This window comes from Pseudomonas sp. A-R-19, from assembly GCF_019956575.1.
In the GTDB taxonomy this organism is placed as follows: Bacteria; Pseudomonadota; Gammaproteobacteria; order Pseudomonadales; family Pseudomonadaceae; genus Aquipseudomonas.
In genome coordinates this window covers 1-23,340 of sequence record NZ_JAHBDR010000103.1, presented here as the reverse complement: position 1 = coordinate 23,340, position 23,340 = coordinate 1, and the positions used below count along the sequence as shown (strand labels likewise).

At 61.7% G+C, this 23,340-nt stretch carries 21 protein-coding genes, 1 rRNA gene and 1 pseudogene; 13 read left to right on the top strand and 10 right to left on the bottom strand.

From position 1 onward, the window contains the following. Window positions 1-110 (top strand): 5S ribosomal RNA (gene rrf / locus KGA88_RS27915); the annotation flags it as partial. A 223-nt stretch (window positions 111-333) separates the two neighbouring features. Here the strand turns inward: rrf and KGA88_RS27910 are convergent. The 5 genes from KGA88_RS27910 to KGA88_RS27890 form a co-directional block, all read right to left on the bottom strand. Then, the gene (locus tag KGA88_RS27910; protein ID WP_223595758.1) at window positions 334-1,095 is read right to left on the bottom strand and encodes a hypothetical protein; all 762 of its coding nucleotides are present in this window, start codon (window positions 1,093-1,095) and stop codon (window positions 334-336) included. 37 nt (window positions 1,096-1,132) lie between these two features. Further along, complete coding sequence (locus KGA88_RS27905) at window positions 1,133-1,561, bottom strand: hypothetical protein (RefSeq protein ID WP_223595756.1); 429 nt, start codon at window positions 1,559-1,561, stop codon at window positions 1,133-1,135. 138 nt (window positions 1,562-1,699) lie between these two features. Beyond that, on the bottom strand, window positions 1,700-2,113 hold the full coding sequence (locus KGA88_RS27900; protein ID WP_223595754.1) for a VOC family protein: 414 nt from the start codon (window positions 2,111-2,113) through the stop codon (window positions 1,700-1,702). Between the two features lie 89 nt (window positions 2,114-2,202). Beyond that, a complete protein-coding gene (locus tag KGA88_RS27895; RefSeq protein WP_110661243.1) occupies window positions 2,203-2,862 on the bottom strand; it encodes a TetR/AcrR family transcriptional regulator in 660 nt (219 codons plus the stop codon). Continuing rightward, on the bottom strand, window positions 2,849-3,700 hold the full coding sequence (locus KGA88_RS27890; protein WP_110661242.1) for a 3-hydroxybutyryl-CoA dehydrogenase: 852 nt from the start codon (window positions 3,698-3,700) through the stop codon (window positions 2,849-2,851). The genes KGA88_RS27895 and KGA88_RS27890 overlap by 14 nt, the downstream gene beginning before the upstream one ends. Before the next feature lie 163 nt (window positions 3,701-3,863). Between KGA88_RS27890 and KGA88_RS27885 the strand changes: the two genes are divergently transcribed. Beyond that, window positions 3,864-4,916 (top strand): AraC family transcriptional regulator, encoded by a 1,053-nt coding sequence (locus KGA88_RS27885; RefSeq protein ID WP_223595752.1) that lies wholly within the window; start codon window positions 3,864-3,866, stop codon window positions 4,914-4,916. Here the strand turns inward: KGA88_RS27885 and KGA88_RS27880 are convergent. Next, complete coding sequence (locus KGA88_RS27880) at window positions 4,895-5,851, bottom strand: alpha/beta hydrolase (protein WP_223595750.1); 957 nt, start codon at window positions 5,849-5,851, stop codon at window positions 4,895-4,897. The two genes, KGA88_RS27885 and KGA88_RS27880, sit on opposite strands and share 22 nt — an antisense overlap. Before the next feature lie 78 nt (window positions 5,852-5,929). On the opposite strand from KGA88_RS27880, the pseudogene KGA88_RS27875 reads away from it, so the two are divergent. Continuing rightward, a pseudogene (locus tag KGA88_RS27875) lies at window positions 5,930-6,061 on the top strand (LysR family transcriptional regulator); the annotation flags it as partial. A gap of 117 nt (window positions 6,062-6,178) precedes the next feature. On the opposite strand, the gene KGA88_RS27870 reads toward KGA88_RS27875, so the two are convergent. Further along, a complete protein-coding gene (locus KGA88_RS27870; protein ID WP_223595748.1) occupies window positions 6,179-6,901 on the bottom strand; it encodes a pirin family protein in 723 nt (240 codons plus the stop codon). A 298-nt stretch (window positions 6,902-7,199) separates the two neighbouring features. Here KGA88_RS27870 and KGA88_RS27865 point away from each other — a divergent pair, with 298 nt between their 5' ends. Continuing rightward, window positions 7,200-8,150: a GlxA family transcriptional regulator gene (locus tag KGA88_RS27865; RefSeq protein ID WP_223595746.1), complete on the top strand. Its 951-nt coding sequence runs from the start codon at window positions 7,200-7,202 to the stop codon at window positions 8,148-8,150. Window positions 8,151-8,312: 162 nt separating this feature from the next. Further along, complete coding sequence (locus KGA88_RS27860; protein WP_223595743.1) at window positions 8,313-9,797, top strand: ATP-binding protein; 1,485 nt, start codon at window positions 8,313-8,315, stop codon at window positions 9,795-9,797. Here the strand turns inward: KGA88_RS27860 and KGA88_RS27855 are convergent. Then, window positions 9,762-12,566: an ATP-binding protein gene (locus KGA88_RS27855; RefSeq protein WP_223595741.1), complete on the bottom strand. Its 2,805-nt coding sequence runs from the start codon at window positions 12,564-12,566 to the stop codon at window positions 9,762-9,764. The two genes, KGA88_RS27860 and KGA88_RS27855, sit on opposite strands and share 36 nt — an antisense overlap. Window positions 12,567-12,931: 365 nt before the next feature. Between KGA88_RS27855 and KGA88_RS27850 the strand changes: the two genes are divergently transcribed. Together KGA88_RS27850 and KGA88_RS27845 are read left to right on the top strand one after the other, a co-directional pair. Continuing rightward, window positions 12,932-13,507 carry a flavodoxin family protein gene (locus KGA88_RS27850; RefSeq protein ID WP_223595739.1) on the top strand — a complete coding sequence of 192 codons (576 nt, stop codon included), beginning with the start codon at window positions 12,932-12,934 and terminating at the stop codon, window positions 13,505-13,507. A 35-nt stretch (window positions 13,508-13,542) separates the two neighbouring features. Further along, entirely contained in the window at window positions 13,543-14,367 is an 825-nt protein-coding gene (locus tag KGA88_RS27845) for an alpha/beta fold hydrolase (RefSeq protein ID WP_223595737.1), read from the top strand. 9 nt (window positions 14,368-14,376) lie between these two features. On the opposite strand, the gene KGA88_RS27840 is transcribed toward KGA88_RS27845, so the two are convergent. After that, entirely contained in the window at window positions 14,377-14,820 is a 444-nt protein-coding gene (locus KGA88_RS27840) for a helix-turn-helix domain-containing protein (RefSeq protein ID WP_110662361.1), read from the bottom strand. Between the two features lie 158 nt (window positions 14,821-14,978). On the opposite strand from KGA88_RS27840, the gene KGA88_RS27835 reads away from it, so the two are divergent. The 5 genes from KGA88_RS27835 (at window position 14,979) to ycaC (ending at window position 20,537) form a co-directional block, all read left to right on the top strand. Next, entirely contained in the window at window positions 14,979-15,899 is a 921-nt protein-coding gene (locus KGA88_RS27835) for a LysR family transcriptional regulator (protein ID WP_223595735.1), read from the top strand. A gap of 1,086 nt (window positions 15,900-16,985) precedes the next feature. Then, window positions 16,986-17,402 (top strand): DoxX family protein, encoded by a 417-nt coding sequence (locus KGA88_RS27830; RefSeq protein ID WP_110661877.1) that lies wholly within the window; start codon window positions 16,986-16,988, stop codon window positions 17,400-17,402. After that, on the top strand, window positions 17,395-18,003 hold the full coding sequence (locus KGA88_RS27825; RefSeq protein ID WP_223595733.1) for an antibiotic biosynthesis monooxygenase: 609 nt from the start codon (window positions 17,395-17,397) through the stop codon (window positions 18,001-18,003). Before KGA88_RS27830 ends, KGA88_RS27825 begins: the two co-directional genes overlap by 8 nt. Continuing rightward, window positions 18,003-19,841: an amidohydrolase gene (locus KGA88_RS27820; RefSeq protein ID WP_223595731.1), complete on the top strand. Its 1,839-nt coding sequence runs from the start codon at window positions 18,003-18,005 to the stop codon at window positions 19,839-19,841. The genes KGA88_RS27825 and KGA88_RS27820 overlap by 1 nt, the downstream gene beginning before the upstream one ends. Before the next feature lie 69 nt (window positions 19,842-19,910). Beyond that, complete coding sequence (gene ycaC / locus KGA88_RS27815) at window positions 19,911-20,537, top strand: isochorismate family cysteine hydrolase YcaC (RefSeq protein ID WP_110661874.1); 627 nt, start codon at window positions 19,911-19,913, stop codon at window positions 20,535-20,537. 121 nt (window positions 20,538-20,658) lie between these two features. Here the strand turns inward: ycaC and KGA88_RS27810 are convergent, their stop codons facing one another. Further along, a complete protein-coding gene (locus tag KGA88_RS27810; RefSeq protein WP_223595721.1) occupies window positions 20,659-22,086 on the bottom strand; it encodes a mechanosensitive ion channel family protein in 1,428 nt (475 codons plus the stop codon). Between the two features lie 270 nt (window positions 22,087-22,356). Between KGA88_RS27810 and KGA88_RS27805 the strand changes: the two genes are divergently transcribed. Then, window positions 22,357-23,253, top strand: coding sequence for a LysR family transcriptional regulator (locus KGA88_RS27805; protein ID WP_223595719.1), 897 nt, complete (start codon window positions 22,357-22,359; stop codon window positions 23,251-23,253). Window positions 23,254-23,340 lie beyond the last annotated feature (87 nt).

Genomic DNA, 23,340 nt, shown 5'->3' with positions numbered 1-23,340 from the left:
GACCATAGAGCGTTGGAACCACCTGATCCCATCCCGAACTCAGCAGTGAAACGATGCATCGCCGATGGTAGTGTGGGGTTTCCCCATGTGAGAGTAGGTCATCGTCAAGATTAAATTCCGAAACCCCTATCTGCGTATGCAGGTAGGGGTTTTGTTTTTGCGCCGCATAACAACCTGGCTCGCCGCAATCCTGTAGGAGCGAGCCTGCTCGCGAAAAACGCCAGGACACCACGGGGCCTCAGGCAGCCAGCGTCATCGTTGACGACCATCGCGAGCATGCTCGCTCCTACAGATGCAGGTAGGGGTTTTGTTTTTGTCCGCAGAAAAGTGAAATTACTGACCCAGCCGCTCCAGCGTGTGCTCCAAGGGGTCGAGCGACACACAGATAAAACCATCAAGCGGCCGATTGAGTTCCTCCACCAGCAAGATGGTTGCCCCCGTCGACAGGGCGCACATCAACAACACGACGACAATGGTGCCGTTGCGGGGTGCAAACAGGCCGAACGAACCGAAGATAATCGCCAGCCACGTCACCAGAATCACCAGCATCACCAGTGGGATCGATTGATTGGCTTGCAGCAGCGTCAGCCAGCGGGTGGCAAAAACCGTGTCCATGTCTTGCAATGCCTCGGCCTTGAGCGAGCGCTGATCATCGTTGTCCGGCGAAAGTGATTCGACCTGGCGTTGCAGACCTTCGGAGCGATGGATGACTTCGGGGCTATCGAGTTTTGCAATCTGACGTTGATCGCGGGAAGCGAGCACGTTGGTGACTTCGGCGTAGTTGTACTTAAGCTCGGTACGGATGCCCTGGGTGTCTGGCCCATAGCGGGCCAGCACGCGGTCGAATTGAACCACTTTCGCAGCAGCCCCCTCCAGTTCGGCATTGGCCGTATCAAAGGTGCCTTTGGCAGAGGAAACAAGCAGGCCGAGGACCAGCGCCGACATCGTTGCGATGAGACCGGTGGCCAGTTTCACCACCGCCACGGAGTCATCGCTCAGGTGATGGCTCGGTAATCGCTCCCTCACGTACGAGCCCAGCAGTGCGCTGGCGGACAGGCAGGCGAAGACGATGAGGGCGATCACCAAGTCATGCAAATTCAACCTCCGTTGACGCTGGCTTCCAGGGAGATATCTACTGGTACTTGATCACGATGCCTTTGAGCTTGCGTCCCTCGATGGTCGTTACGTCGCGAGCCCACAACGGCCCGCTGGCATAGGCACCCACCGCCTGAATGTGGTCATAAACGACCACCACCGCGTCGCCGCCGAGCTTGGCGGATTCTTCCCGCAGCTTCTGTTCGACTTCGGTTATCGGCGGGGCAGGGTCGACGGTGGCGTCGATCAACACTTCACCCAGGCGCACATGTGGACGCAGGGGTTCTGAGCGCAGCACGACGACCTCGTCGGGCGATGTCGGTGCGGGGTGTTCCACGCCGACATAGGCGGTGGTCTGTGCATCGACACTGGCGCAACCACTGAGTGTCAGCAGGATGGTCATCAGCCCGCCTGCCAGTAGCAAGAGTTTGAAGCGGGTCGACCAGGACAGGTCATGGGCCGGCATAGTGGATTTCCTCCTCGGGTCCGTTGCTATCCATGTGGCTAGTTGACGGTAGCAGACAGACCGGGAGTTGCCAGAACGCCCAACCTTTTCAGGTTGGGCTTTTTTGTGCCTTGATGACTGTCGATCGATGAGGACCTTTCACTGATCCTTTTCGCAATTGACCATCCACGACACGCCAAAACGGTCGACCAGCATGCCGAAGCGCGCTGCCCAGAACGTGGTCTCCAGCGGCATCTGCACGTCGCCGTCCTCTGCCAGTGCCTTGAAGACCCGTTCGGCCTCGGCAATGCTGTCGACGTTGAGTGAAATCGAGCAGGCACTCATTTTATCGACGGGGCGATCCGGCGTGGTGTCCGACCCCATGATCGCCTGATCGCCCACGATCAGGCGGGTATGGATGATCAGGTTGTGCAGATCCTTGGGGAAATGCTCACCGGCCGGTGTTTCGCCGAAGGTCAACATGGCTTCGATCTGGCCCTGCAGGCACTGCGCATAGAAGGTGAAGGCCGCTTTGCAGTCGCCATTGAAGATAAGGTAGGGATTGATTTTCATGTTCGGCTCCAGGTGCTCAAGTACATACATCGGTTTGGACGCCGGTTTTTTCGGCGAATTCCGATTGTGTCGAGCCGATAAGCAAAGCGCTAAATCTTTATCGGAGCTTGTGTTTCTTTAGATGTTTTTTCGATAGGCCGCGCCAGGCTTATCGCTTCCGGCACGCGCCGTGGCGCCAGCACACGTTCAATGGCGCCGCTGACCATGCTTTCGAGCAGATCATCATGTTCCTGCTCGTCCAGCACATGGGGCGTGAGCCAGCTGGGAGCGCTGTTGAGCAGGGCGCCGATGGCATGCCCGGCCGCCAGCAGGCCTTGCTCGCTGAAACGGCTCTTGGCGCCCAGCATCTTCAGCAACGTGCGTTCGTATTGTTCGCGCAATTGCCGGACCCGAGCCTGTTGCTCTTCGTTCAGGCAACCGCTGTCGCGCTCCACCAGGCGGAAATGCCAGGGCATCTCCCGATGCAGGTTCAGATGGGCGCGGATCAGGCTGTTGAGTTTGTCGCGTTTGCCCGGGGCTTTTTGCTGGATGCGCCCGAGGGTGGCCAGCAACTCTTCGTAAAACTCCTCGATCAGGTCGAGCAGCAGATGCTGTTTGCTCGGGTAATGGTGGTACAGCGAGCCAGGAGAGAGCCCCAGGCACGTCGCGAGCTCACGCATGCCGACCTGGCCGAACCCCTTGCAGGCAAACAGCTCCAGGACCTTGTCCCGGTACTCGGCAAAGCGCGAGCAACGCTCAGGCATAGGCATGGAAGCCGCGCCCCGTCTTGCGCCCCAGGTAACCGGCGGCGACCATTTCCTTGAGCAACGGCGCCGGGCGATATTTGCTGTCGTTGAAACCGTCATAGAAGGCTTCGAGGATCGACAACAGGGTGTCCAGGCCAATCAGGTCCGCCAGGGCCAACGGGCCGATAGGCTGATTGCAGCCCAGGCGCATGCCGGCGTCGATGTCTTCGGCGCTGGCCAGGCCTTCCTGGAACACCAGGATCGCTTCGTTGATCATCGGCACCAGGATCCGGTTGACCACGAAGCCCGGGCGGTTACCGGCGGTGATCGCGGTTTTGCCGAGGGTGGTCGCCATGTCCAGCGCCAGCTTGTGGGTCGCGTCACTGGTTTGCAGGCCGCGGATGACTTCGATCAGGCCCATCACCGGCACCGGGTTGAAGAAATGCAGGCCGATGAAGCGCTCAGGCTGGCTGACACTGGCGGCGAGCTGGGTGATCGACAGCGACGAGGTATTGGAGGCAATGACGCATTCGCTGCTGACTTGCGCGGCGATCTGTTGCAGCACTCGCAGCTTCAGCTCGAGGTTTTCAGTCGCCGCTTCGATCACCAATTGCACGTCCCGCAAGCTGCTGTAATCGGTGCTGGTACGAATTTTGTCGAGGGTGGCCTGTTTCTGCTGCGGCGTCAGGGTTTCCTTGGCGACCTGCCGGTCGAGGTTTTTACCGACCGTTGCGACGGCTTTTTGCAAAGCGCTTTCGGAAATGTCGAGCAAGGTCACGTTGAAACCGGCCATGGCGCAGACTTGTGCGATGCCGTTGCCCATGGTGCCCGCACCGATCACCCCGATGTTTTGCAGATTCATCTTCCCATCCTTCGATCAAACCCTGCGATACCTTGGCCGCGAATGCGGCCGAAGGCGTACTATTGCCGCGAGTCTAGAGCCGGCAGGGCGGTTGTCCTATGCCAAAACTGTTCAACGGCACTGATGTTTTTTGCCATTCGGGTGATGAGAGAGAAGCGTACCAATGCGGGAAAAGGACTCGGTTGCCGCCTATTTCGTGCAGGCAATGATCCACGGGCTGAAGGATGATCCGCGGCGCGTGACGGCAGTGCTCGAACAGGCAGGCATTGATCCGGCGGTCATGCACCAACCCACGGCGCGGGTGCCGGCAAATGCGTTTGCGGCGTTGTGGCTGATTCAGATCCGCGAGCTCGACGACGAGTTTTTCGGGCTCGATTCCCATGGCATGCCGCCGGGCAGTTTTGCCCTGATTTGCCGCGCCTTGATTCAGGAGCCCGATCTGCACAAGGCCATGCGTCAGTGCCTGGTCAACTTCGGCTTGTTCTTGCGCGACTTTCGCGGCTCGCTGGCCGTGCGTGGCAAGCGTGCGGTCATCAGCCTGGAAACCCGTTCGACGGATAACGATGCCAGTCGGTTTGGTGAAGAAACCTTCCTGGTGTTGATGATCAGTCTGCTCTGCTGGCTGGGCGGGCGGCGCATTCCCATTGACCGCGCGGACTTCCGCCATTCACGCCTGTCGCTCGGCGACGACCGCCTGCTCTGGGGCCCCAACCTCACCTTCGGTGCCGGGCGCACCGAAATCGAATTTGCCAGCCACTACTTGCGCCTGCCCGTGGTGCAGGATCTGGCGTCGCTGAAAGTGTTTTTGCGTACCGCGCCGCAATGGCTGGTGATCCGCTTCCGTAACCAGCATGGCCTGGCGGCACAGGTTCATCAGCGCTTGCGCGGCAGTCATTACAGCGAGTGGCCGACCTTGCAGGCCTTTGCCCTGGAACAGCACCTGAGCCCCAGCACCTTCCGCCGCAAACTGGAGCGTGAAGGTTGCTCCTACCAGGAGATCAAGGACGAGGTACGCCGGGGCGTGGCCTTTGAGCAATTGCGTCAGAGCGACGCGAGCATCAGCGATATCGCCGAGCAATTGGGGTTCCAGGAGCCCAGCGCCTTTCATCGGGCGTTCAAGAAGTGGACCGGGGAAAGTCCGGGGCGCTATCGAGCCCGCTATCAGGGAGAGCAGGGCGCAGGCATCGCCAGCCTTCAGGAGTCCCGCGAGCCCTGAACCACCGCCGGTCCGGCCGCCTGACGGGAGCTTGCCTTGAGCAAGCCATCGAGGGCCTGGCGGTACTGGTTTCCACCCAGGCTCATGCTGTTGTTATGAGTACCGCCGGGTATCAGGAGCAGGCGCTTGGGTTCATGGGCGGCATTGAACAGTTGCTGGCTGAATCGTGAAGGCATGAACGGGTCGGCCAGGCCGTGCACCACCAGCAGCGGCATGTCGATGTCGACGATCTTGTCGATGGAGTCGAACTTCTGCGACAACAGCCAGCGCACCGGCAGCCCGTTCACCGGCAGGCTGTTGTTGGCCACTTCCGCGACCGCATCACCCAGCGAGGTGAAGGAGGACTCGATGACCAGACCGCGTACCGGCAAGGGAAGGTGTTGTTGTTTCGCCTGTGCGGCCAGGTCCGCCGCGAGGTCGATGGCCACTGCACTCCCCAGCGAATGCCCGTAGATCAGACGCTTGTTGACGTCCGGTTGCATCGCGGTGAAACGCTCCCAGGCGACGCGTGCGTCTTCATAAACACTGGCTTCCGAGGGCAAATCTCCTTTGCTCTGGCCGAAGCCGCGGTAGTCGATGGCCAGCACCGAATAGCCCATGGCCCGTAATTGCTCGATGCGAAATGCCTGGCCCGTGAGGTTCCAGCGCACGCCGTGCAGGTAAAGGATCGACGGCGCATCGCGGCGGGCCGCCGGCCACCACCAGGCATGCAGGTTTTGTCCGGCCTTGAAGCTGGCAGACTTGATATCGAACGCCTGAACGTCCTGCGGCAAGCCGCGATACCAACTCGCCGTGCCTGGCTCGATGCGGAACAGCAACTCGCGCTCTTTGTATTTGAGCGCCCCACAGCTCACCGGCAAGCCGACAACCAGCACGGCCATGCACAGCAACGACAGCCAGCGTCGGCGCAAGTGAGCGAGAAGGGGAGCAGGCATCGGACGGTCCAACAGAATATGAATCACGGGTTTTAACAGATGAGCCCGTACATCAGGAGAGTTTTCCGACCGTCGTTGCTGTGGCCGGAGCGCATGCGGCCGATGCCCTATGACATCTGGCTGGTGACCTACGCGGACTAGCGGCATACGGCCAGGGTCCGGGCGGTGATCGATGAGATTGTCGCGGGGTTCGCCGGGACCGGCGAATAATCGCAGGTGGCACTAGAACCTGTGGGAGCGGGCTTGCTCGCGAAGGCGGAGTGTCAGACGACATTACAGTTGAATGACACGACGCTTTCGCGAGCAAGCCCGCTCCCACAAAGGGGGTTATGGCATTTCCGGCAGTTCCTGTGGGCGCAAATCGAACACCAGCACTTCAGCATCCACGCCGTTGCTCAAGGTCAGCGCCTGCTCATCACGAACCCGCACACCGTCGCCTTCCTGCAACAACACTCCGTTGAGTTCGACGCTGCCCCGGGCTACATGTACATAGGCGTAGCGGTTGGCGGCGAGCTCCAGGGTGGCGCTTTCCTTGCCGTCGATCAGGCCGGCATACACCCGTGCATCCTGACGCACCTTGAGCGAATCCTTGGCGCCATCCGGCGAGATGATCAGTTGCAGGCGCCCGCGTTTCTTCTGGGTACTGAAGTGCTCCTGCTGATAGCGCGGTTTGGCGCCGCTGACCTCGGGCACGATCCAGATTTGCAGAAAGTGCACCGGCCGGGTGCTGGAGTGGTTGAACTCACTGTGGGCCACGCCGCTGCCTGCGCTCATCAGTTGTACGTCGCCGGGGCGGATCACCGAACCGGTGCCCAGGGTGTCCTTGTGTTCCAGGGCACCTTCAAGCACGTAGGAAAAAATCTCCATGTCGCGGTGCGGGTGCTGGCCGAAGCCTTTACCGGCGGCGACGCGGTCGTCGTTGATCACCAACAGGTCGGAAAAACCCTGCTCTTTCGGGTTGCGATAGTTGGCGAAGGAAAAGGTATGGAACGACTTCAACCAGCCGTGATTGGCCAGGCCACGATCCGAGGCTTTGCGAAGAGTCAGCATGATGAAATCTCCTTTCAGGACGTGAATTCGTCCGAGTGAGGAGAAGGTTAATGTTTACTGGCTTGTGCAATAAGTAGGTGGAAATTGAAATACTGTCTCTTTAAAGTTGACAGTTTATGAACGCGAATCAGCTATTCTGTTTCGATCTTCGGCCCTGATGCACGGCACGCCTTCTGTGGGAGCGGGCTTGCTCGCGAAGGCGGCCTGGCAGTCAGCATGGATGTTGACTGACCCACCGCATTCGCGAGTAAGCCCGCCCACAGGGCACCGACTTTATTAATCCAGTGAATTCCAATCCATGAAAACCGTGGCAATGGTGCTGTTTCCCGACTTTCTCCTGCTCGACATGGCCGGGCCCATGGAAGTGTTTTCCATCGCCAATCGTTATCTGAAGCCTGACGATCACTATGTGCTGTCGACCATCGGCACCGAGCCTGGTGCACTGCGCGCATCCAACGGGGTGAGCGTGCACGCCGACCGGCACATCGATCAGGCCTGCGAAGGTTTTGATTTGCTGCTGGTGCCTGGTGGTCCGGGTGCCTACAACGAAAAGCATCCACCGCTGCTCGACTGGCTCCGGCACAACGTCAGCCGGTCCGCCGGTTATGGTTCGATCTGCACCGGGGCGTTCGTGCTGGGGCATGCGGGTTTGCTCGATGGCTATCGCGTCACCACCCACTGGCACTACACCGAGCGGCTGATCAAGGGCTTTCCAAAAGCGACCGTCGAGACCGATCAGATCTTTGTCCAGGACCGCAACCTGATCACCTCCGGCGGCGTCACCGCCGGGATCGACCTGGCGTTGTCGGTGGTGGCCCGGGACCACGGCAAGAAAGTCGCCCAGGACGTGGCCAAGGTGTTGCTGGTGGTGATGAAGCGCCAGGGCGGACAGGCGCAGTTCAGCCCGCTGATGGCAGCAGTGGCGCCTCATGAAACGGCGATTACCCGGGTGCAGAACCATGTGCTCGAACACCTCGATGAAACCTACGGGATCGAGCGCATGGCGAGCCTGGCCAACATGAGCCCGCGTCACTTCGCCAGGGTGTTCGCCCGGGAAGTGAACATGACGCCGATGGAGTTTCTGCAAAGCGCGCGCATCGATTGCGCGAGGAACCTGCTGGAAACCACCGAGTTGCCGCTCAAGACCGTGGCGTTCAAAAGCGGCTTCGGCAGCGTGCGGCACATGCGTTTTCTGTTCAGTGAAAAACTGCGCCTGACCCCGACTCAATACCGCGAGCAGTTCAGCTAGGGCGTGTGTCCGTTTTGCGCACCGCAATGGCCGTGACGCTCCCCCTGCGACAGTTGTACGATCACAGAGGCCTGCCAAGATACCGGTGAACTCATTGCAAGGAAGGTGCGGAGCCTGGGATGGACTCGCGTACCGAGCCAGGCTTCCAGCGGGTGACAGCGCATGAACAGCCTCAAAGATGTAAACAGCGAAGCGGTGCTGCGATTTGGTCCCTATGCCTTCCACCTCGGTCAGCGACTGGTACTGGAGGGCGATCGGCCACTGCGCCTGGGCGGCCGTGCCCTTGATGTGTTGCAGGTACTGGTCGAGCACGCGGGGTCGGTCGTCAGCAAGGAAAAGTTGATTGCGCAGGTCTGGCCGCGCTCCGTGGTCGAGGAAATCAACCTGCGGGTTCACATTGCCGCCTTGCGCCGTGCCTTGGGCGACGGGCAGAACGGCCAGTGCTACATCGTCAACATTCCCCAGCGCGGCTACAGTTTTGTCGCACCGGTGCAACACTTGCCGCAGCCCGGCTATTTCCCCAGCGAGACCGTACAAAAGCTCCTGCACAACCTGCCGGCGCGGCTCACGCCGATCACCGGGCGCGATGCCATCGTCGGCAGTCTGGTGCGGCAGTTGCCGGTACGGCGATTCATGACCCTGGTCGGGCCTTGCGGGATCGGCAAGACCACCGTGGCCTTGCGCGTGGCCGAACTGTTGTTGCAGCACTATCGGCACGGCGTGTGGCTGGTGGACCTGGCGGCGATCGATGACCCGGCGCAAGTGACCGATCACCTCACACGCACCCTTGGGCTGAAGGTTGGCACCACGCTGGAGACGCTGTCGCAGCGCCACGCCTTGTTGGTCCTGGACAACTGTGAGCACCTGCTCGAACGCTGCCAGACGTTGGTCGAGACACTGCTGCAGTCGATGCCCCGGCTGTCGATCCTTGCCACCAGCCGCGAGCCGCTCAAGGCCGCGGGCGAAACCGTATCGCGTCTGCCACCGCTGGCGGTGCCGCCGGCGTCAGCGCTGCGCAGCGTCGCCGAGGTCATGGGCTATTCGGCGGTGCAGTTGTTCGTCAGCCGTGCCCGGGCCCGTCAGCAAGGTTTTGCCCTGCGCGAGCAAGACCTCAAGGTCGTACGGGAAATCTGTCGGCGCCTCGATGGCCTGCCGTTGGCGATTGAACTGGCGGCGGCGCAGATCGATGCATTGGCGCTGGTCGGGGTGCAGGCCCAGCTCGACAACTGTTTTGAGTTGCTGTCCCAGGGCCGCCGCACGGCCGTTCCCCGACATCAGACGCTCAAGGCTGCGCTGGACTGGAGCTACGAACGGTTGACGGCATTGGAACAAACCGTGTTGCAGCGCCTGGCGGTGTTCAAGATGGCGTTTACCCAGGACGCCGCGATTGCCGTGATCAGTTGCGACGCGCTGCCCGTCGCCGACCTGATCAAGCTACTGGAAAGCCTGGCATTGAAGTCGCTGCTGTCCATGGAGCAGAGCGGTGGAGTGACCCGTTACCGCTTCCTCAACACCACCCGCACCTACGCCCTGGAAAAACTCGAACTCAGCGGTGATTTGCGCGCCTTCGAAATGCGTTATGCCGGGTATGTCAGCCAGACACGCTGGCCATCAAGCGGGCAGGTGGCATTGCAGCTCGTCGAGTAGCCGGCGAACCGCCATCAGGTCAGGCGTGGCAAAACCTTCGGTGAAGCGCCGGTAGAGCGGTGCCAGCAGTTCATGCGCGCGTTGGTGGCGGCCCTGGCGCTGCCACAATTGCGCCAGCGAGGTGGCGCTGCGCAGCTCCCAGGCCAGGGCGCCCTGGGCCTTGGCCACAGCGAGGGCCTTGAGCAGCTCGGTTTCGGCCGTCGCGGCCTTGGCCGGGCAATCGGTTGCCAGCAATGCCTTGGCCCTGGCCCGCAGTATCTCCGCCGTGTTCCAGCCCGCCGCACCGTTTTGCGCGCGTTCGAGCAAAGCGTCGTCGACGCAGGTCGAATCCAGCGTGACCATGATGTCTTTGATCAAGCCGACACTTGGCCGGCCGGTTGGCTGAACATCGGTGCCGCCGATCACCTGCGCGTAATGTCGCGCCCAGTCATGGAACAGTGGCACCGAGTGTTTCTGCGCCTGTTGCAGCAGCAGGCGCAGGAGTTCGCGGGCGCTGCGGGTGTCGCCGTTGTAGTGGGCGATCAGGCAGCCGGCGAGCGCCAGGGTGTAGCAGATCGACGTGCCGTGGTTGATCTGCAACGCGATGTCCAGCGCCTGCCGGGCTGAACGCCAGGCCTGTTCCGGTTGGCCCTGCAGCCAGAGGATACGCGCGTGGATGGTCAGCGCCGCGACACTCTGGTCGTATTGCACGCCGAAGCCATGGGTGAAACGGTTGAGATGGCCGCTCTGCGCCATGCGTTGCAGCACTTGTTCGGCATGCTCCCCAGCCTGATGCTGGTCGCCGGAGAAGTGCAGGGCGAGCACCCGCAATCGATGCATGCTCAAGGACATCAGGGCGTCGTCATGCAGCCCCAGTTGATCGAATTGCCGGCTCTGCTCAAGGGCCATCTGGTAATGCCCGCAGCTCAGATTGACCGCCAGGTGCCCGGAAATCGCCCGCAGCTGACCGGCCACGTCATCAAGTTGCCTGCCCAGGGCCCTGGCGCTGACAAAGGCGCCAACGGTTTCGGCGCTACCACCCTGAGCGTGGTAACAGGCACTGCCCAGGGCCAGCTTGAGGGCCATCTGCAAGCGCGGGCATGGCTCGGGTGACTGGTCGAGCAAGGCCAGCGCCTTGCGCACATAACCGCCATGCTCCTTGAGCAGTGACAGCTCCTGCCACAGGGGCGTGGATGTCGCGGCCAGGCGTATCGCCAGTGCCTGCGGCCCTTGGGCGTGCAAACCCCAATCGAGGGCTGCACGGATATCTTCGAGTGCCCGGCCATAGCGCTCGATCCACAGGCCGGTCGGCGTTTTCTCCCAGTCGTCCTGTGCCTGTTGCATCAGTGCCAGGCAGCGCTCGGCATGCCGTTCCCGCGTGCCGGGCAGGTCGGTGGTTTGCACAAGTTTTTCCAGGGCGTAGGTGCGGGTGGTGTCGAGCAAGCGGTAGTAAACATCCTCGTCGCCCACCTCCACATTCAACAGGGACTTGGCGACCAACTGGGTGATCGAGCCGAACACCTCGCGGGGTTCAATGTGCTCGCCGACAATCACGGCCGCTGCCGACTCCAGGGTAAAGCCACCGCGAAACACACTCAGTCGGCGCAGGCAGGTCTTTTCACAGGCATTGAGCAGTTCGAAGCTCCAGTCCAGCGTTGCGCGCAAGGTCTGATGGCGTGCCAGGGGCGTCTGGCTGGGCTGGTTCAGCACCCGGAAGCTGCTTTGCAACTGCTCCAGCAAGCCGTGCAGGCCAAAGATACCCACCTGCGCCGCCGCCAGTTCGATGGCCAGTGGAATGCCGTCCAAGCGGTGGCAAATCTCTATCAGCAGCGGCAGTTCAGCCTCCGTCAATTCAAAGCTGTCGTGGCTGGCCATGGCCCGTTCGACGAACAGTTGCAGGGCGGAAAAGGTCATGGCCTGGGCGCGGTCGAGGACGGCGATGGGCGGCGGGCAATCGAGTGACTCCAGGCGCTGGACGAATTCCCCTTCGGCCCGCAGGCTCTCGCGGCTGGTGGCGAGGATGTGCACGTGCGGTGCACTGCGCAGAATCTGTTCGCTGAGCTGGGCGATGGCGTCGACCAGGTGCTCGCAGTTGTCGATGACCAGCAGCATGTGGCGCTCGCGCAGAGCGTCCGCAAGCCCGCTCAGGGGGGCGTCGTCGTGCAGGGCGAGTTCGAGTAGCGTCGCCAGATGACCGTTGATCATCAGCGGGCAGTTGATCGGGGCCAGGTCCAGCAGGCGAATGCCGTCCCGGTAGTGGCCGATCAGCTGTTCGGCGACCCGCAGGGCCACGGTGGTCTTGCCGATGCCGCCGGGGCCGACGAGGGTGATGAAGCGCTGGCGAGGCAGTTGCGTCACCAGGCTGTCGACCAGCGTCTGCCGGCCGATCATGCGGGTGCGGCGCACGGGCAGGTTATGCCGGCTCGGTCGAGGCGGCGCGGGCACGGGTTGTGGCTCGGTCTGCTCCAGCGAGTAAGGCGCGACAAAGCTGTAGCCGCGCTGGGCCACGGTGACGATGTAACGCTGTCCGGCCTGGCCATCGCCGAGCGCCTTGCGCAACGCGGCCATGTGTACCCGCAGGTTGATGTCTTCGACTACGCTGTTGGGCCAGACGCGGGCGATCAATTGTTGCTTGCTGACCACGTTGCCGGCGTGCTCCAGCAGGATCAACAGGATGTCCATGGCGCGCCGGCCCAGGCGCAAGGGCTGCTCGGCCTCCATCACCAGTCGTTGTCCGGGGTAGACCCGGTAGGGGCCGAAATGCACAGCCAGTTCGCTGGAAAGGGTCAATGCGTCGCTCCTGCTGCATCCGTCTGGTTCGCGGTTTTCGAGCATATTCCTCAGGTTTTTTACCCAGCGCAATGCGCCGCGCGGGTGACCGATGGGGCAGGCATTGACTCTAGCGTATCGGCCAGCGGCTGTCGGTCCCGGGATCATTGGGCGCGACAGATGGACAACGGTTGCCGGGTTTTTTTGCGCGCCATGGAAAATTAACAACGTTTAACTCGTCGCGCGTCCAGTCTGCGCCAAAACTCTCTTCCTGTAGGAGTGAGCTTGCTCGCGATGGTGTGTCTGACACATGGGTGTCGACTGATACTCCATCGCGAGCAAGCTCGCTCCTACAAAGGGATTCAATCCATCGCAAGGACAGGGCAATGAGCAACGTGGTGGTGGTCTATCACAGCGGCTACGGGCACACCCGGGTCATGGCCGAAGCCGTGGCCGCAGGCGTGGCACGGCACCTGGGCAGCACCTGCCAGTTGATCCCGGTCGAGGAGGTGGACGAGCACTGGGAGCGGCTGCACAACGCCGACGCCATCATCTTTGGCGCGCCGACCTACATGGGCAGTGCCTCCGCGGCCTTCAAGGCATTCATGGAAGCCACGGCGGCGTTCTACCTGGCCCGGCCCTGGCGCGACAAGCTCGCGGCCGGCTTCACCAATTCCGGCTGCCTGTGCGGCGACAAGCTCAATACCTTGCTGCAGATGGCGGTATTCGCCGCCCAGCACTCGATGATCTGGGTCGGCCTCGACCTGCTGCCGGCGCGTTCCAGCACCGGTGCATTCAACGGCCAGCTCAATCGCCTGGGCAGCTCGCTGGGCGCCATGGCCCAGTCGAATGTCGAGCAATCCCCCGATGATGCGCCGCCGCCTGAGGATCGCTGCACCGCCGCGCACCTGGGCGAACGGGTGGCGCGCCTGGCCGATCGCATGAACCCGATACCGGTTTGATTCACCCCCCAACCCTCGTTAAGGAGGCATCACCCATGAGCACCTTCACTACCCGCGACGGCGTCGAGATCTACTACAAGGACTGGGGCACCGGTCAGCCGATTGTCTTCAGTCATGGCTGGCCGCTGAACGCCGACAGCTGGGAATCACAGATGATCTTCCTGGCCTCCAAGGGCTACCGGGTCATCGCCCACGACCGTCGCGGTCATGGGCGCTCCAGCCAGCCCTGGTCAGGCAATGACATGGACCATTACGCCGACGATCTAGCGCAACTGATCGAGCGGCTCGACCTGCAGAACGCCGTGTTGTTCGGTTTCTCCACCGGTGGTGGCGAGGTGGCGCGTTACATCGGTCGCCACGGCACCGGGCGCGTGGCCAAGGCCGGGCTGATTTCCGCGGTGCCACCGCTGATGCTCAAGACCGAAGCCAACCCCGGCGGCCTGCCGCTGGACGTGTTCGACGGCATCCGCCAGGCCTCGCTGGCCGACCGTTCGCAGTTGTACATCGACCTCGCCAGCGGCCCGTTCTTCGGCTTCAACAAACCTGGCGCAAAACCATCCCAGGGCATGATCGACTGGTTCTGGATGCAGGGCATGCTGGCCGGGCACAAGAACGCCTATGACTGCATCAAGGCGTTCTCGGAAACCGACTTCACCGAGGACCTGAAGAAGTTCGACGTGCCGACCCTGGTGGTGCATGGCGACGCGGATCAGGTGGTGCCGTACGAAGCGGCGGGCGTTTCTTCCGCCAGACTGGTGAAGGGTTCGATCCTGAAGATTTACCCGGGCGCTCCTCACGGTTTGACGGACACCCACAAGGATCAGCTCAACGCCGATTTGCTGGCGTTTCTGGAAGGCTGAAATGCCAAGTCAAAAGATCGCTGGTGCAGCCTGCGATCTTTTTTCTTTATGAGCGGTACCGCGGACAAACTGACAGCGCCAGGCAAACGGATTGACGCCTTCGCTGCGGGTGAAAATGTGGCAGAAGTGCGCCTGGTCGCAGAAGCCGCATTCGAGGCTGATCTGCGTAAGGCTCATGTCGGTGTACCGGATCAATTGCTTGGCCAGGGCAACGCGCTGCTGGCGAATCCAGTCCTGCGGCGAGAGGCCGGTACTGCACTTGAATGCGCGGGAAAAATGACTGCGCGAGAGGGCGCAGGCCTGTGCCAGTTCAGTGACTTCCAGGCTGTCGCCGAGGCGTTCGAGGATCAGTTGTTTAACCAGCCGCTCGCGGTGCGGGCTGAGGCCGCCGGTGCTTTTCTTTGGCGCAGGCGTGAATGGCGCGGGGGCGGCATTTTGCTGAACGTGAGCCATGGCGAATGTCCGTGTCGGTAGGCTTCATTCTTGGTCCCGAAGGCTCTGGCTTGCGAGTTAATCGTTGTTAATTCCTCGTTCACAGCGGGAAGTCCCGGGTAAAGTCAGACACAATCCTCAACCTCGCGCCTGGCCGACCACACAAGGAACCCGTGCCTATGAACCGTAATGATCTGCGTCGCGTCGACATGAACCTGCTGGTGATTTTCGAAGCCCTGATGTTCGAAAAGAACCTGACCCGCGTTGCCGAAAAACTGTTCATGGGCCAACCGGCGGTGAGCGCCGCGCTGGGGCGTTTGCGCGATCTGTTCGACGATCCGTTGCTGCTGCGCAACGGTCGCGGCATGGAGCCGACGGCGCGGGCACTGGTCATTCTCAAGGAGCTGCAACCGGCGATGGACACCATTTCCGGTGCGGTCAGCCGGGCCAAGGAGTTTGATCCGGCGACCAGTCGCGATGTGTTCCGCATCGGGCTGTCGGACGATGCCGAGTTCGGTTTGTTTCCGCCGTTGCTGCGGCAATTGCAGGAAGAGGCGCCGGGGATTGTCGTGGTCGTGCGGCGGGCCAATTACCTGTTGATGCCGGCGCTGCTGGCGTCGGGGGAGATCTCGGTGGGGGTGAGTTACACCACGGATCTGCCGGCCAATGCCAAGCGCAAGACGCTGCGCGATATTCCCTGCAAGGTGCTGCGCGGCGACACCCGGCCGGGGACGTTGACCCTGGATGAGTACTGCGAGCGGCCTCATGCGATGGTGTCGTTCTCGGGGGACTTGAGCGGCAATATCGATCTGGATCTGGCGAAGGTCGGGCGTAGTCGTCGTGTGGTGTTGGGGGTGCCGCAGTTCAGTGGGTTGCGGGCGTTGCTCGCCGGTACCGAGATGATTGCCACTGTGCCGGATTATGCGGCCTGTGCGTTGGTGGAGGGGTGTGGGTTGCGGGCCGAGGATCCGCCGTTCGAGATCGAGGCGGCGCAGTTGTCGATGGCCTGGAGCGGGGTGCATGACAATGATCCGGCGGAGCGGTGGTTGCGGTCGCGGATTGGTCAGTTCATGTCTTTGGCTTTGGCTGTTTCTTCCTGACTGTGTACATATCCGTTATTTAGGTAACGGCGGCTTATGGTTTCGCCCTTACGGCGAGTCCCTTTTGGCAAACGCCCGGAGTGCCGGCCCAGCCAAAAGGAACCAAAAGGTCTCGCCCCTGGCGTACGGCTCCTCGCTGAGGCTCGGGGTTCCTTCGCTCCGGTATTCATCCGGGGGCATCGCCCTCCGGTTGGCTTCGCTGGCACCTACATGCGATGAGTTCGACTGCGTCGAACGGCGCTGCGCGCCCATCCCCGGATGAACACCGGAACGAGGCCTTCCGAGGGGGCGGGTGGATCAAGATCAAGAGCTGCAGGCGAGCTAACGCTCGGCCTGATGAGTGGTGAAGGGCGTGGGTGTACGTGGCTTTTGCTTTTGCTTTTCTGTGGGAGCGGGCTTGCTCGCGAAGGCGGCCTGGCAGCCGACCAATTTCTTTCAGATGTACTCAATCCCTGTAGGAACTGGCTTGCCAGCGATGGCGGCATTACATCCGACAAAAATCTTCTGCCTCACACCAGCACTGTGGCGAGGGAGCTTGCTCCCGTTGGGCAGCGAAGCGGCCCAAAAATCAAGCGATGCGGTTTGTCAGGCAGACCGCGTTGAATGGATTTGCGACTGCTGCGCAGCCGAACGGGAGCAAGCTCCCTCGCCACACAGAATTGCGTAGGACCAGGAGCGAGGCTACACCGCCTTGCGTCGTTGTCTACAACTACGCCAGAACCCGCCGGCTTGTGCGTCTTGTACCCGGTCTTTATCGTTTCCCGGTCGCTGCAAATTCAGCGATCGGGTTTGGCAGCCCGGTCAATTTCAAGGCTCGCCAGTGTCACCTTCAGATCAGTCCGATCTGCAATTTGGTGGCTGTGCGTGGGGCACTTCGGTGAACCGGGCGTTGGATAATCTCGATCCGCAGGAATAATCCGGTAGAAGCAACAACCGGTAGCCCTGTGGGATTTTTGTGATTTGCAGACTGCCGGCGTACTCGCAAACAGAGCACGTACATTCAATTTTTCCTCCCCCCGTCCCGGCACTATCGAATCCAGTCCCGGCGCATCGACGCCGGTGGTTTTTCATTTGTGCGGGTAGGCCATGGACGCTTCGCGACGCGATGATCGAGCGCAAGACTGGGGGCTGCTGTTCCTGCGGGTCAGCGGCGGGGCGTTGCTGTTGTGGGTGCACGGTTTGCCCAAGCTGCTGCACTACGCTGCCGAGTTGCAGAACATCGAAGACCCTTTTCACCTGGGCGCGAACCTGACGCTACTGCTGGCGATCTTCGCCGAGGTGGTGTGCCCGCTGCTGATCGTCGCCGGGTTGCTGGTGCGCCTGGCGTGTTTGCCTATTCTGTTCTTGCTGTGGGTGTCGATGTTGGTCGTGCATCCGCAGTGGACGCTCTTTGAAGGCCAGTTCGGCTGGCTGTTGCTGATCGTGTTCACCAGCATTTTCATCGCCGGGCCGGGAAGGCTGGCGCTCGATGTCCATTTCGCCGGAGCCTTGCGTCATGTCTGATCTCAATCGCCGTGAGCCGGCCAGTCCCGGGCCTGACGAGGTGGTGACCCTGATCGTCAAGCACCGGGTCAAGGCCGGTTTTGAAGTGCCTTATGAAGCCTGGCTGCGCAACATCGTCAAGGTGGCCGCGCAGAACGTCGGGCACCTGGGGGTGGATGTGGTGCGCGGTAAAAACGCGGGCCTCGACACCTACACCTGCGTGCTGCGTTTTTGCTCGACCGAGGCGATGCAGCGCTGGCTCGATTCGCCGCAACGCCAGGAACTGGTGAGAGAAGCCGCGCCGATGCTGGCCGATGGCGACCAGACCGAGGTCAATCCGCTCAACGAGTTCTGGTTCTCGCCCCAGGCCGAAGCCAGTACGCCACCGCCGCGCTGGAAGCAGGCCGTGGTGACGCTGCTAGTGATCCTGCCGCATACCTTGCTGGTACCGCTGCTCTGGGGGCCGCTGCTTGGGCTCAACAGCTTTCTTTCCAGCTACGTGGTGGCCACGTTCCTGATCACCCTGACCATCGTGCTGTCGGTGGTTTACCTCTTCATGCCCATGGCGACGCGCTTGTTCGCGCCCTGGCTGTCTCCCTCAACATTGCACGAGGAACCGTGATGAACGCCGATCTGATTCTGTTCAATGGTCAATTCCATACCGTTGACCGCGAAAAACCGCTCGCCAGCGCCGTGGCGATCAGCGACGGGCGTTTTGTCGCGGTCGGCAGCGATGCCGAAGCCATGGCCTTGCGTGGTTCAGGCACACAAGTGATCGACCTCAAGGGGCGTTGCGTGATCCCCGGGCTCAACGACTCGCACTTGCACTTGATTCGCGGCGGCTTGAACTACAACCTCGAACTGCGCTGGGAAGGCGTGCCGTCCTTGGCCGACGCCTTGCGCATGCTCAAGGACCAGGCCGACCGTACGCCGACGCCGCAGTGGGTGCGGGTGGTCGGTGGCTGGAACGAATTCCAGTTCGCCGAAAAGCGCATGCCAACGCTTGCAGAACTCAATCAGGCCGCGCCAGACACCCCGGTGTTCGTGCTGCACCTGTATGACCGTGCCTTGCTCAACCGCGCCGCGTTGCGTGTCGCCGGTTACACCCGTGACACGCCGAACCCGCCGGGTGGCGAGATCGTGCGTGATGCCAAGGGTGAGCCGACCGGCATGCTGGTGGCGCGGCCCAACGCGATGATCTTGTATTCAACGCTGGCCAAGGGGCCGAAGCTACCGCTGGAGTATCAGGTCAACTCGACCCGTCAGTTCATGCGTGAACTCAATCGCCTGGGCTTGACCAGCGCCATCGATGCCGGCGGCGGTTTCCAGAATTACCCGGACGATTACCAGGTGATAGAACAGTTGGCGAAGGATGAGCAACTGACCGTGCGCATCGCCTACAACCTGTTCACCCAGAAGCCCAAGGAAGAGTTGACCGACTTCAAGAACTGGACCGGCAGCGTGAAGCTGCACCAGGGCGATGATTATCTGCGGCACAACGGCGCCGGGGAAATGCTGGTGTTCTCGGCGGCGGACTTCGAAGACTTTCTCGAACCACGCCCGGACCTGCCGCAAACCATGGAGGCCGAGCTGGAGCCGGTGGTGCGCCACCTGGTCGAGCAACGCTGGCCGTTCCGTTTGCACGCCACCTACAACGAATCCATCAGCCGCATGCTCGACGTGTTCGAGAAGGTCAATCGCGACATTCCATTCAACGGCTTGCCGTGGTTTTTCGACCACGCCGAAACCATCACCCCGCAGAACATCGAGCGGGTGAGGGCGCTGGGCGGCGGCATTGCGATTCAGGATCGCATGGCGTTCCAGGGAGAGTATTTCGTCGAGCGTTACGGCGCGAAAGCCGCCGAAGCCACGCCGCCGATCAAACGCATGCTGGCCGAGGGTGTGCCGGTCGGTGCCGGTACCGACGCCACGCGAGTATCGAGCTACAACCCGTGGACCTCGCTGTACTGGATGGTCAGCGGCCGCACCGTCGGCGGCATGGAGTTGCACGCCGAAGGCCTTTCGCGGCTGACCGCGCTGGAACTGTTCACCCATGGCAGCGCCTGGTTCTCGTCGGAGCAAGGCAAGAAGGGCCAGATCAAGGTCGGGCAATTGGCCGACGTCGCCGCCCTCAGCGCGGATTTCTTCAGCGTCGATGAAGAGGCGATCAAGTGGATCGAGTCGGTGTTGACCGTGGTCGGCGGCAAGGTGGTGTACGGCGCCGGTGATTTCGAGAAGCTTGGGCCAGCCAGCGTGCCGGTGCTGCCGGACTGGTCACCGGTGGTGAAAGTGCCGGGCCACTGGCGCCCGACGTCGCCGATGCAGGCCCAGGTTCACCACTGCAGCGGCCCGTGCGCGGTGCATTCCCACAGCCATGAACGGGCACGCCTGTCGAACGCGCCGGTCAGCGATTTCGCCGGTTTCTGGGGCGCCTTTGGCTGCTCGTGTTTTGCCTTCTGACGAATTCAAAAAAGCGCCGGCCCAGCAGGGCGGCGCTGACTGCAACAACCATCCATCAAGGAGTTTCCAATGAGCAACGTTCCATACAAACGCCTGAACAAAGACGATGCCGTGGTATTGCTGGTCGACCACCAGACCGGTCTGATCTCGCTGGTGCAGGATTTCACCCCCAACGAATTCAAGAACAACGTGCTGGCGCTGGGCGACATCGCCAAGTTCTTCAAACTGCCGACCATCCTCACCACCAGTTTCGACAGCGGCCCGAACGGCCCGATCGTGCCGGAGCTCAAGGCGCAGTTCCCGGACGCGCCGTTCATTGCCCGTCCCGGCCAGATCAACGCCTGGGACAACGAAGACTTCGTCAAGGCGATCAAGGCCACCGGTCGCAAGCAACTGATCATCGCCGGTGTGGTGACCGACGTGTGCGTGGCGTTCCCGACCCTGTCGGCCATTGCCGAAGGTTTTGACGTGTTTGTGGTGACCGACGCTTCCGGCACCTTCAACACTACCGTGCAACAAGCTGCGTGGGCGCGCATGTCGGCCGCCGGTGCGCAACTGCTGAACTGGTTCTCCGTGGCCTGCGAGCTGCAAGGCGACTGGCGCAACGACATGGAAGGCCTGGCCAACTTGCTGTCGGAACGCCTGCCGAACTATCGCAACCTGATCAACAGCTACACCAAGTTTACTGCCCAATAATCGCAAAACCTGTGGGAGCGGGCTTGCTCGCGAAGGCGTCATGACAGTCAGCATTGATGTTGCCTGGACCACCGCTTTCGCGAGCAAGCCCGCTCCCACAGGGTTTTGTGTGAGCAGTGGATCAGCGACTCTGCAACCACCCCAAAAACCCACCTTTCCTGACCTCCACCGGTTTGGCCATCAACGCCAACCGGCTGTTCTGCTGGCGCACCGCTTGCAGCTTGTTCAACGCCCGGTCGACTTCCCGTCGTTGCTCCATGCAACTGCGGGTCAGGGATTTGTCGAGGCGGTAGATGATGCTTGAGGTCATGGCGGTGAACCGTGCCTGGGACGGCGTGTCGGCGAGGATGCTTTGTTCGCCCATGACTTCGCTCGGCCCCATGCGTCCCGCTTCGATCTGCATGCTGCCGTCGGGGACAGTAGCGCTGACCACACCGGTGGCGATGACGAACAGGCTGTCCGGCACTTCCTCCAGATCCAGCACCACCTCACCGGCCGCGTATTGCTGCGCCACCATGTTCTGGGCCAGGCGATCACGTTCCTCGGCACTCAGAGAGCGGAAGACTTTCACCTCATCGAGCAAGGCCCGTGCGCGGGTCGACGGCTCGATCACGCCATCGGGCTGCCGGGAGATGCCCGCCGCTTCGAGGTGCCGATGGGCCAGGTCGAACAGTTGATTGCGCACTTCGCCCTTTTTACCCAGTTCGGCGATGAAGCCGCTGGCCACGTATTCGGACAGGGTTTCGCCGGCTTCCTTGAGCACGGCTTTCGGCGGCGGATCGAGCAGCAGGCTGCTGCTGCCCTGAAGGGTGCGCTCCAAGGCATCGAGCACCCGACGCGGGCGGATGTGGTTGGGCACCTGGATACTGATCGACACCCCGTGCAGGTTGGTCGGGCGGCTGAGGTTGACGATCTTCGCCTTGGCTGCCACCGAGTTCGGCACCACTGCCGTGCTGCCGGCGCTGGTCAGCAAATGGGTGGCCCGCCAGTCGATGTCCAGCACCTTGCCTTCAACGCCATCGATGGAAACCCAGTCATCGACCTGATACGGCTTGGTAGTGTTGAGCACGATGCCGGAGAACACATCGCTCAAGGTGCTCTGCAATGCCAGACCCACGACGATGGCGACGACGCCGGAGGTCGCCAGCAAACCTTTCACCGGCAGCTCCAGCACGTAGCCGGCGGCGGCCACGACGGCAGCCAGGAACACCAATGCGCCGATGACATCCTGCAACAGCCGGCCGCTATGGCCGATGCGTCGCATCAGGACCAGGCCGATCACTTCGGTGAGCACCCGCGCGGCATACAACCACCAGAGAATCCCCAGCGCCGTGGCCCCTAGCTGCGCCACGCGATCATCGGCAAACAAGGGCGCCTGCAACGGGCTGACGCCGGCGTTGATGATCACCGCGCTGAACAGCAGGAACAGCGCCAGACGCACACCGATCCGGATGACGCGATGCTTGAACGGCGCGAGGTGCCAGAGCAGGGCGTCGATGGCCAGCAGCAGCGCGCTCAGGGAGAGCAGGTGACCGAGGAGAAAGGACATGGGGATGCTCCGGTAGAAATGAGGTCGCACAGGTGGCGAGCGCTTTTGTGGCGAGGGAGCTTGCTCCCGCTTGAGTGCGCAGCACTCACAAGATCGGCATTGACTGCGAGGATTTTGGGGCCGCTGCGGCAGCCCAGCGGGAGCAAGCTCCCTCGCCACAAACAGCGGTGTCGGCACATGCCGCTGTGTGGCCCGTGAGCAAAGACTAATAGGATGCCCGTAAGGGAAAAAGCCGCTATAAAGTGTTTGACTGTCAACCGGGATGTGACAATGAACCCCTTCGAAGATATGCGTATTTTTTGCCAGGTCATGGACTCCGGCAGCTTCACCGCTGCCGCCGATCAACTGGGGCTGTCCAAGCAGTTTGTCAGCCGCCGCTTGATGCAACTCGAAGAGCGCCTGGGCGTGCGCTTGCTCAATCGCTCGACCCGGCGACTGGATGTCACGCCGCTTGGGCAGAGTTACTACGAGTCAGCCTTGCGCCTGCTTAGCGAAGTCGAACAAGTGGAGCAGGGCATCGCCGGCCAGACCACCGAGCCACGCGGGACCATTCGTGTGAGCGCGCCGCTGTCGTTCGCGCTGGCGCATCTTGGGTGCCTGTTGCCGGTGTTTTTGCAGCGCTATCGTGACGTGACCGTGGAGATGGATTTAAGCGATCGCCCCGTGGATTTGCTCGGTGAAGGTTACGACCTGGCGTTGCGCATTGGCACCCTGGAAGACTCGACACTGATTGCCCGACGCATTGCCTCGATTGAACGGGTGTACTGCGCAAGCCCCGCGTACCTGGCCGAGCGCGGCACACCGCGCAAGCCTGAGGATTTGCACGGTCATGACTGCCTGCCGTACGGCCATGGTCGCCAGGTGCAATGGCGTTTTGCGGGGCAGGGCAAGCCCTTGAGCGTCAATGTCAGCGGGCGAATGCGGGTCAACAACGGTGAGTTGCTCAAGGACGCGGCCATCGCCGGCCTGGGGATCACGTATTTGCCGACGTTCATTGTCGGCTCGGCCCTGAAGGATGGACGGCTGGTGGAAGTGCTGGGGGATTTGCGGCCGGAGCCGCTGACGTTGTCGGCGGTCTATCCGCAACACCGGCAGAGTTCGCGGCCGGTGCAGGCGCTGGTTGAGTTTTTGCGCGAGGAACTGGATCAGTCTGGGGGTGGGTTGTAGAGCAACTCACAACATCCAGTGTGGGAGCGGGCTTGCTCGCGAAGGCGGTGTGTCATTGAGCATTGATCTCGACTGACACACCGCCTT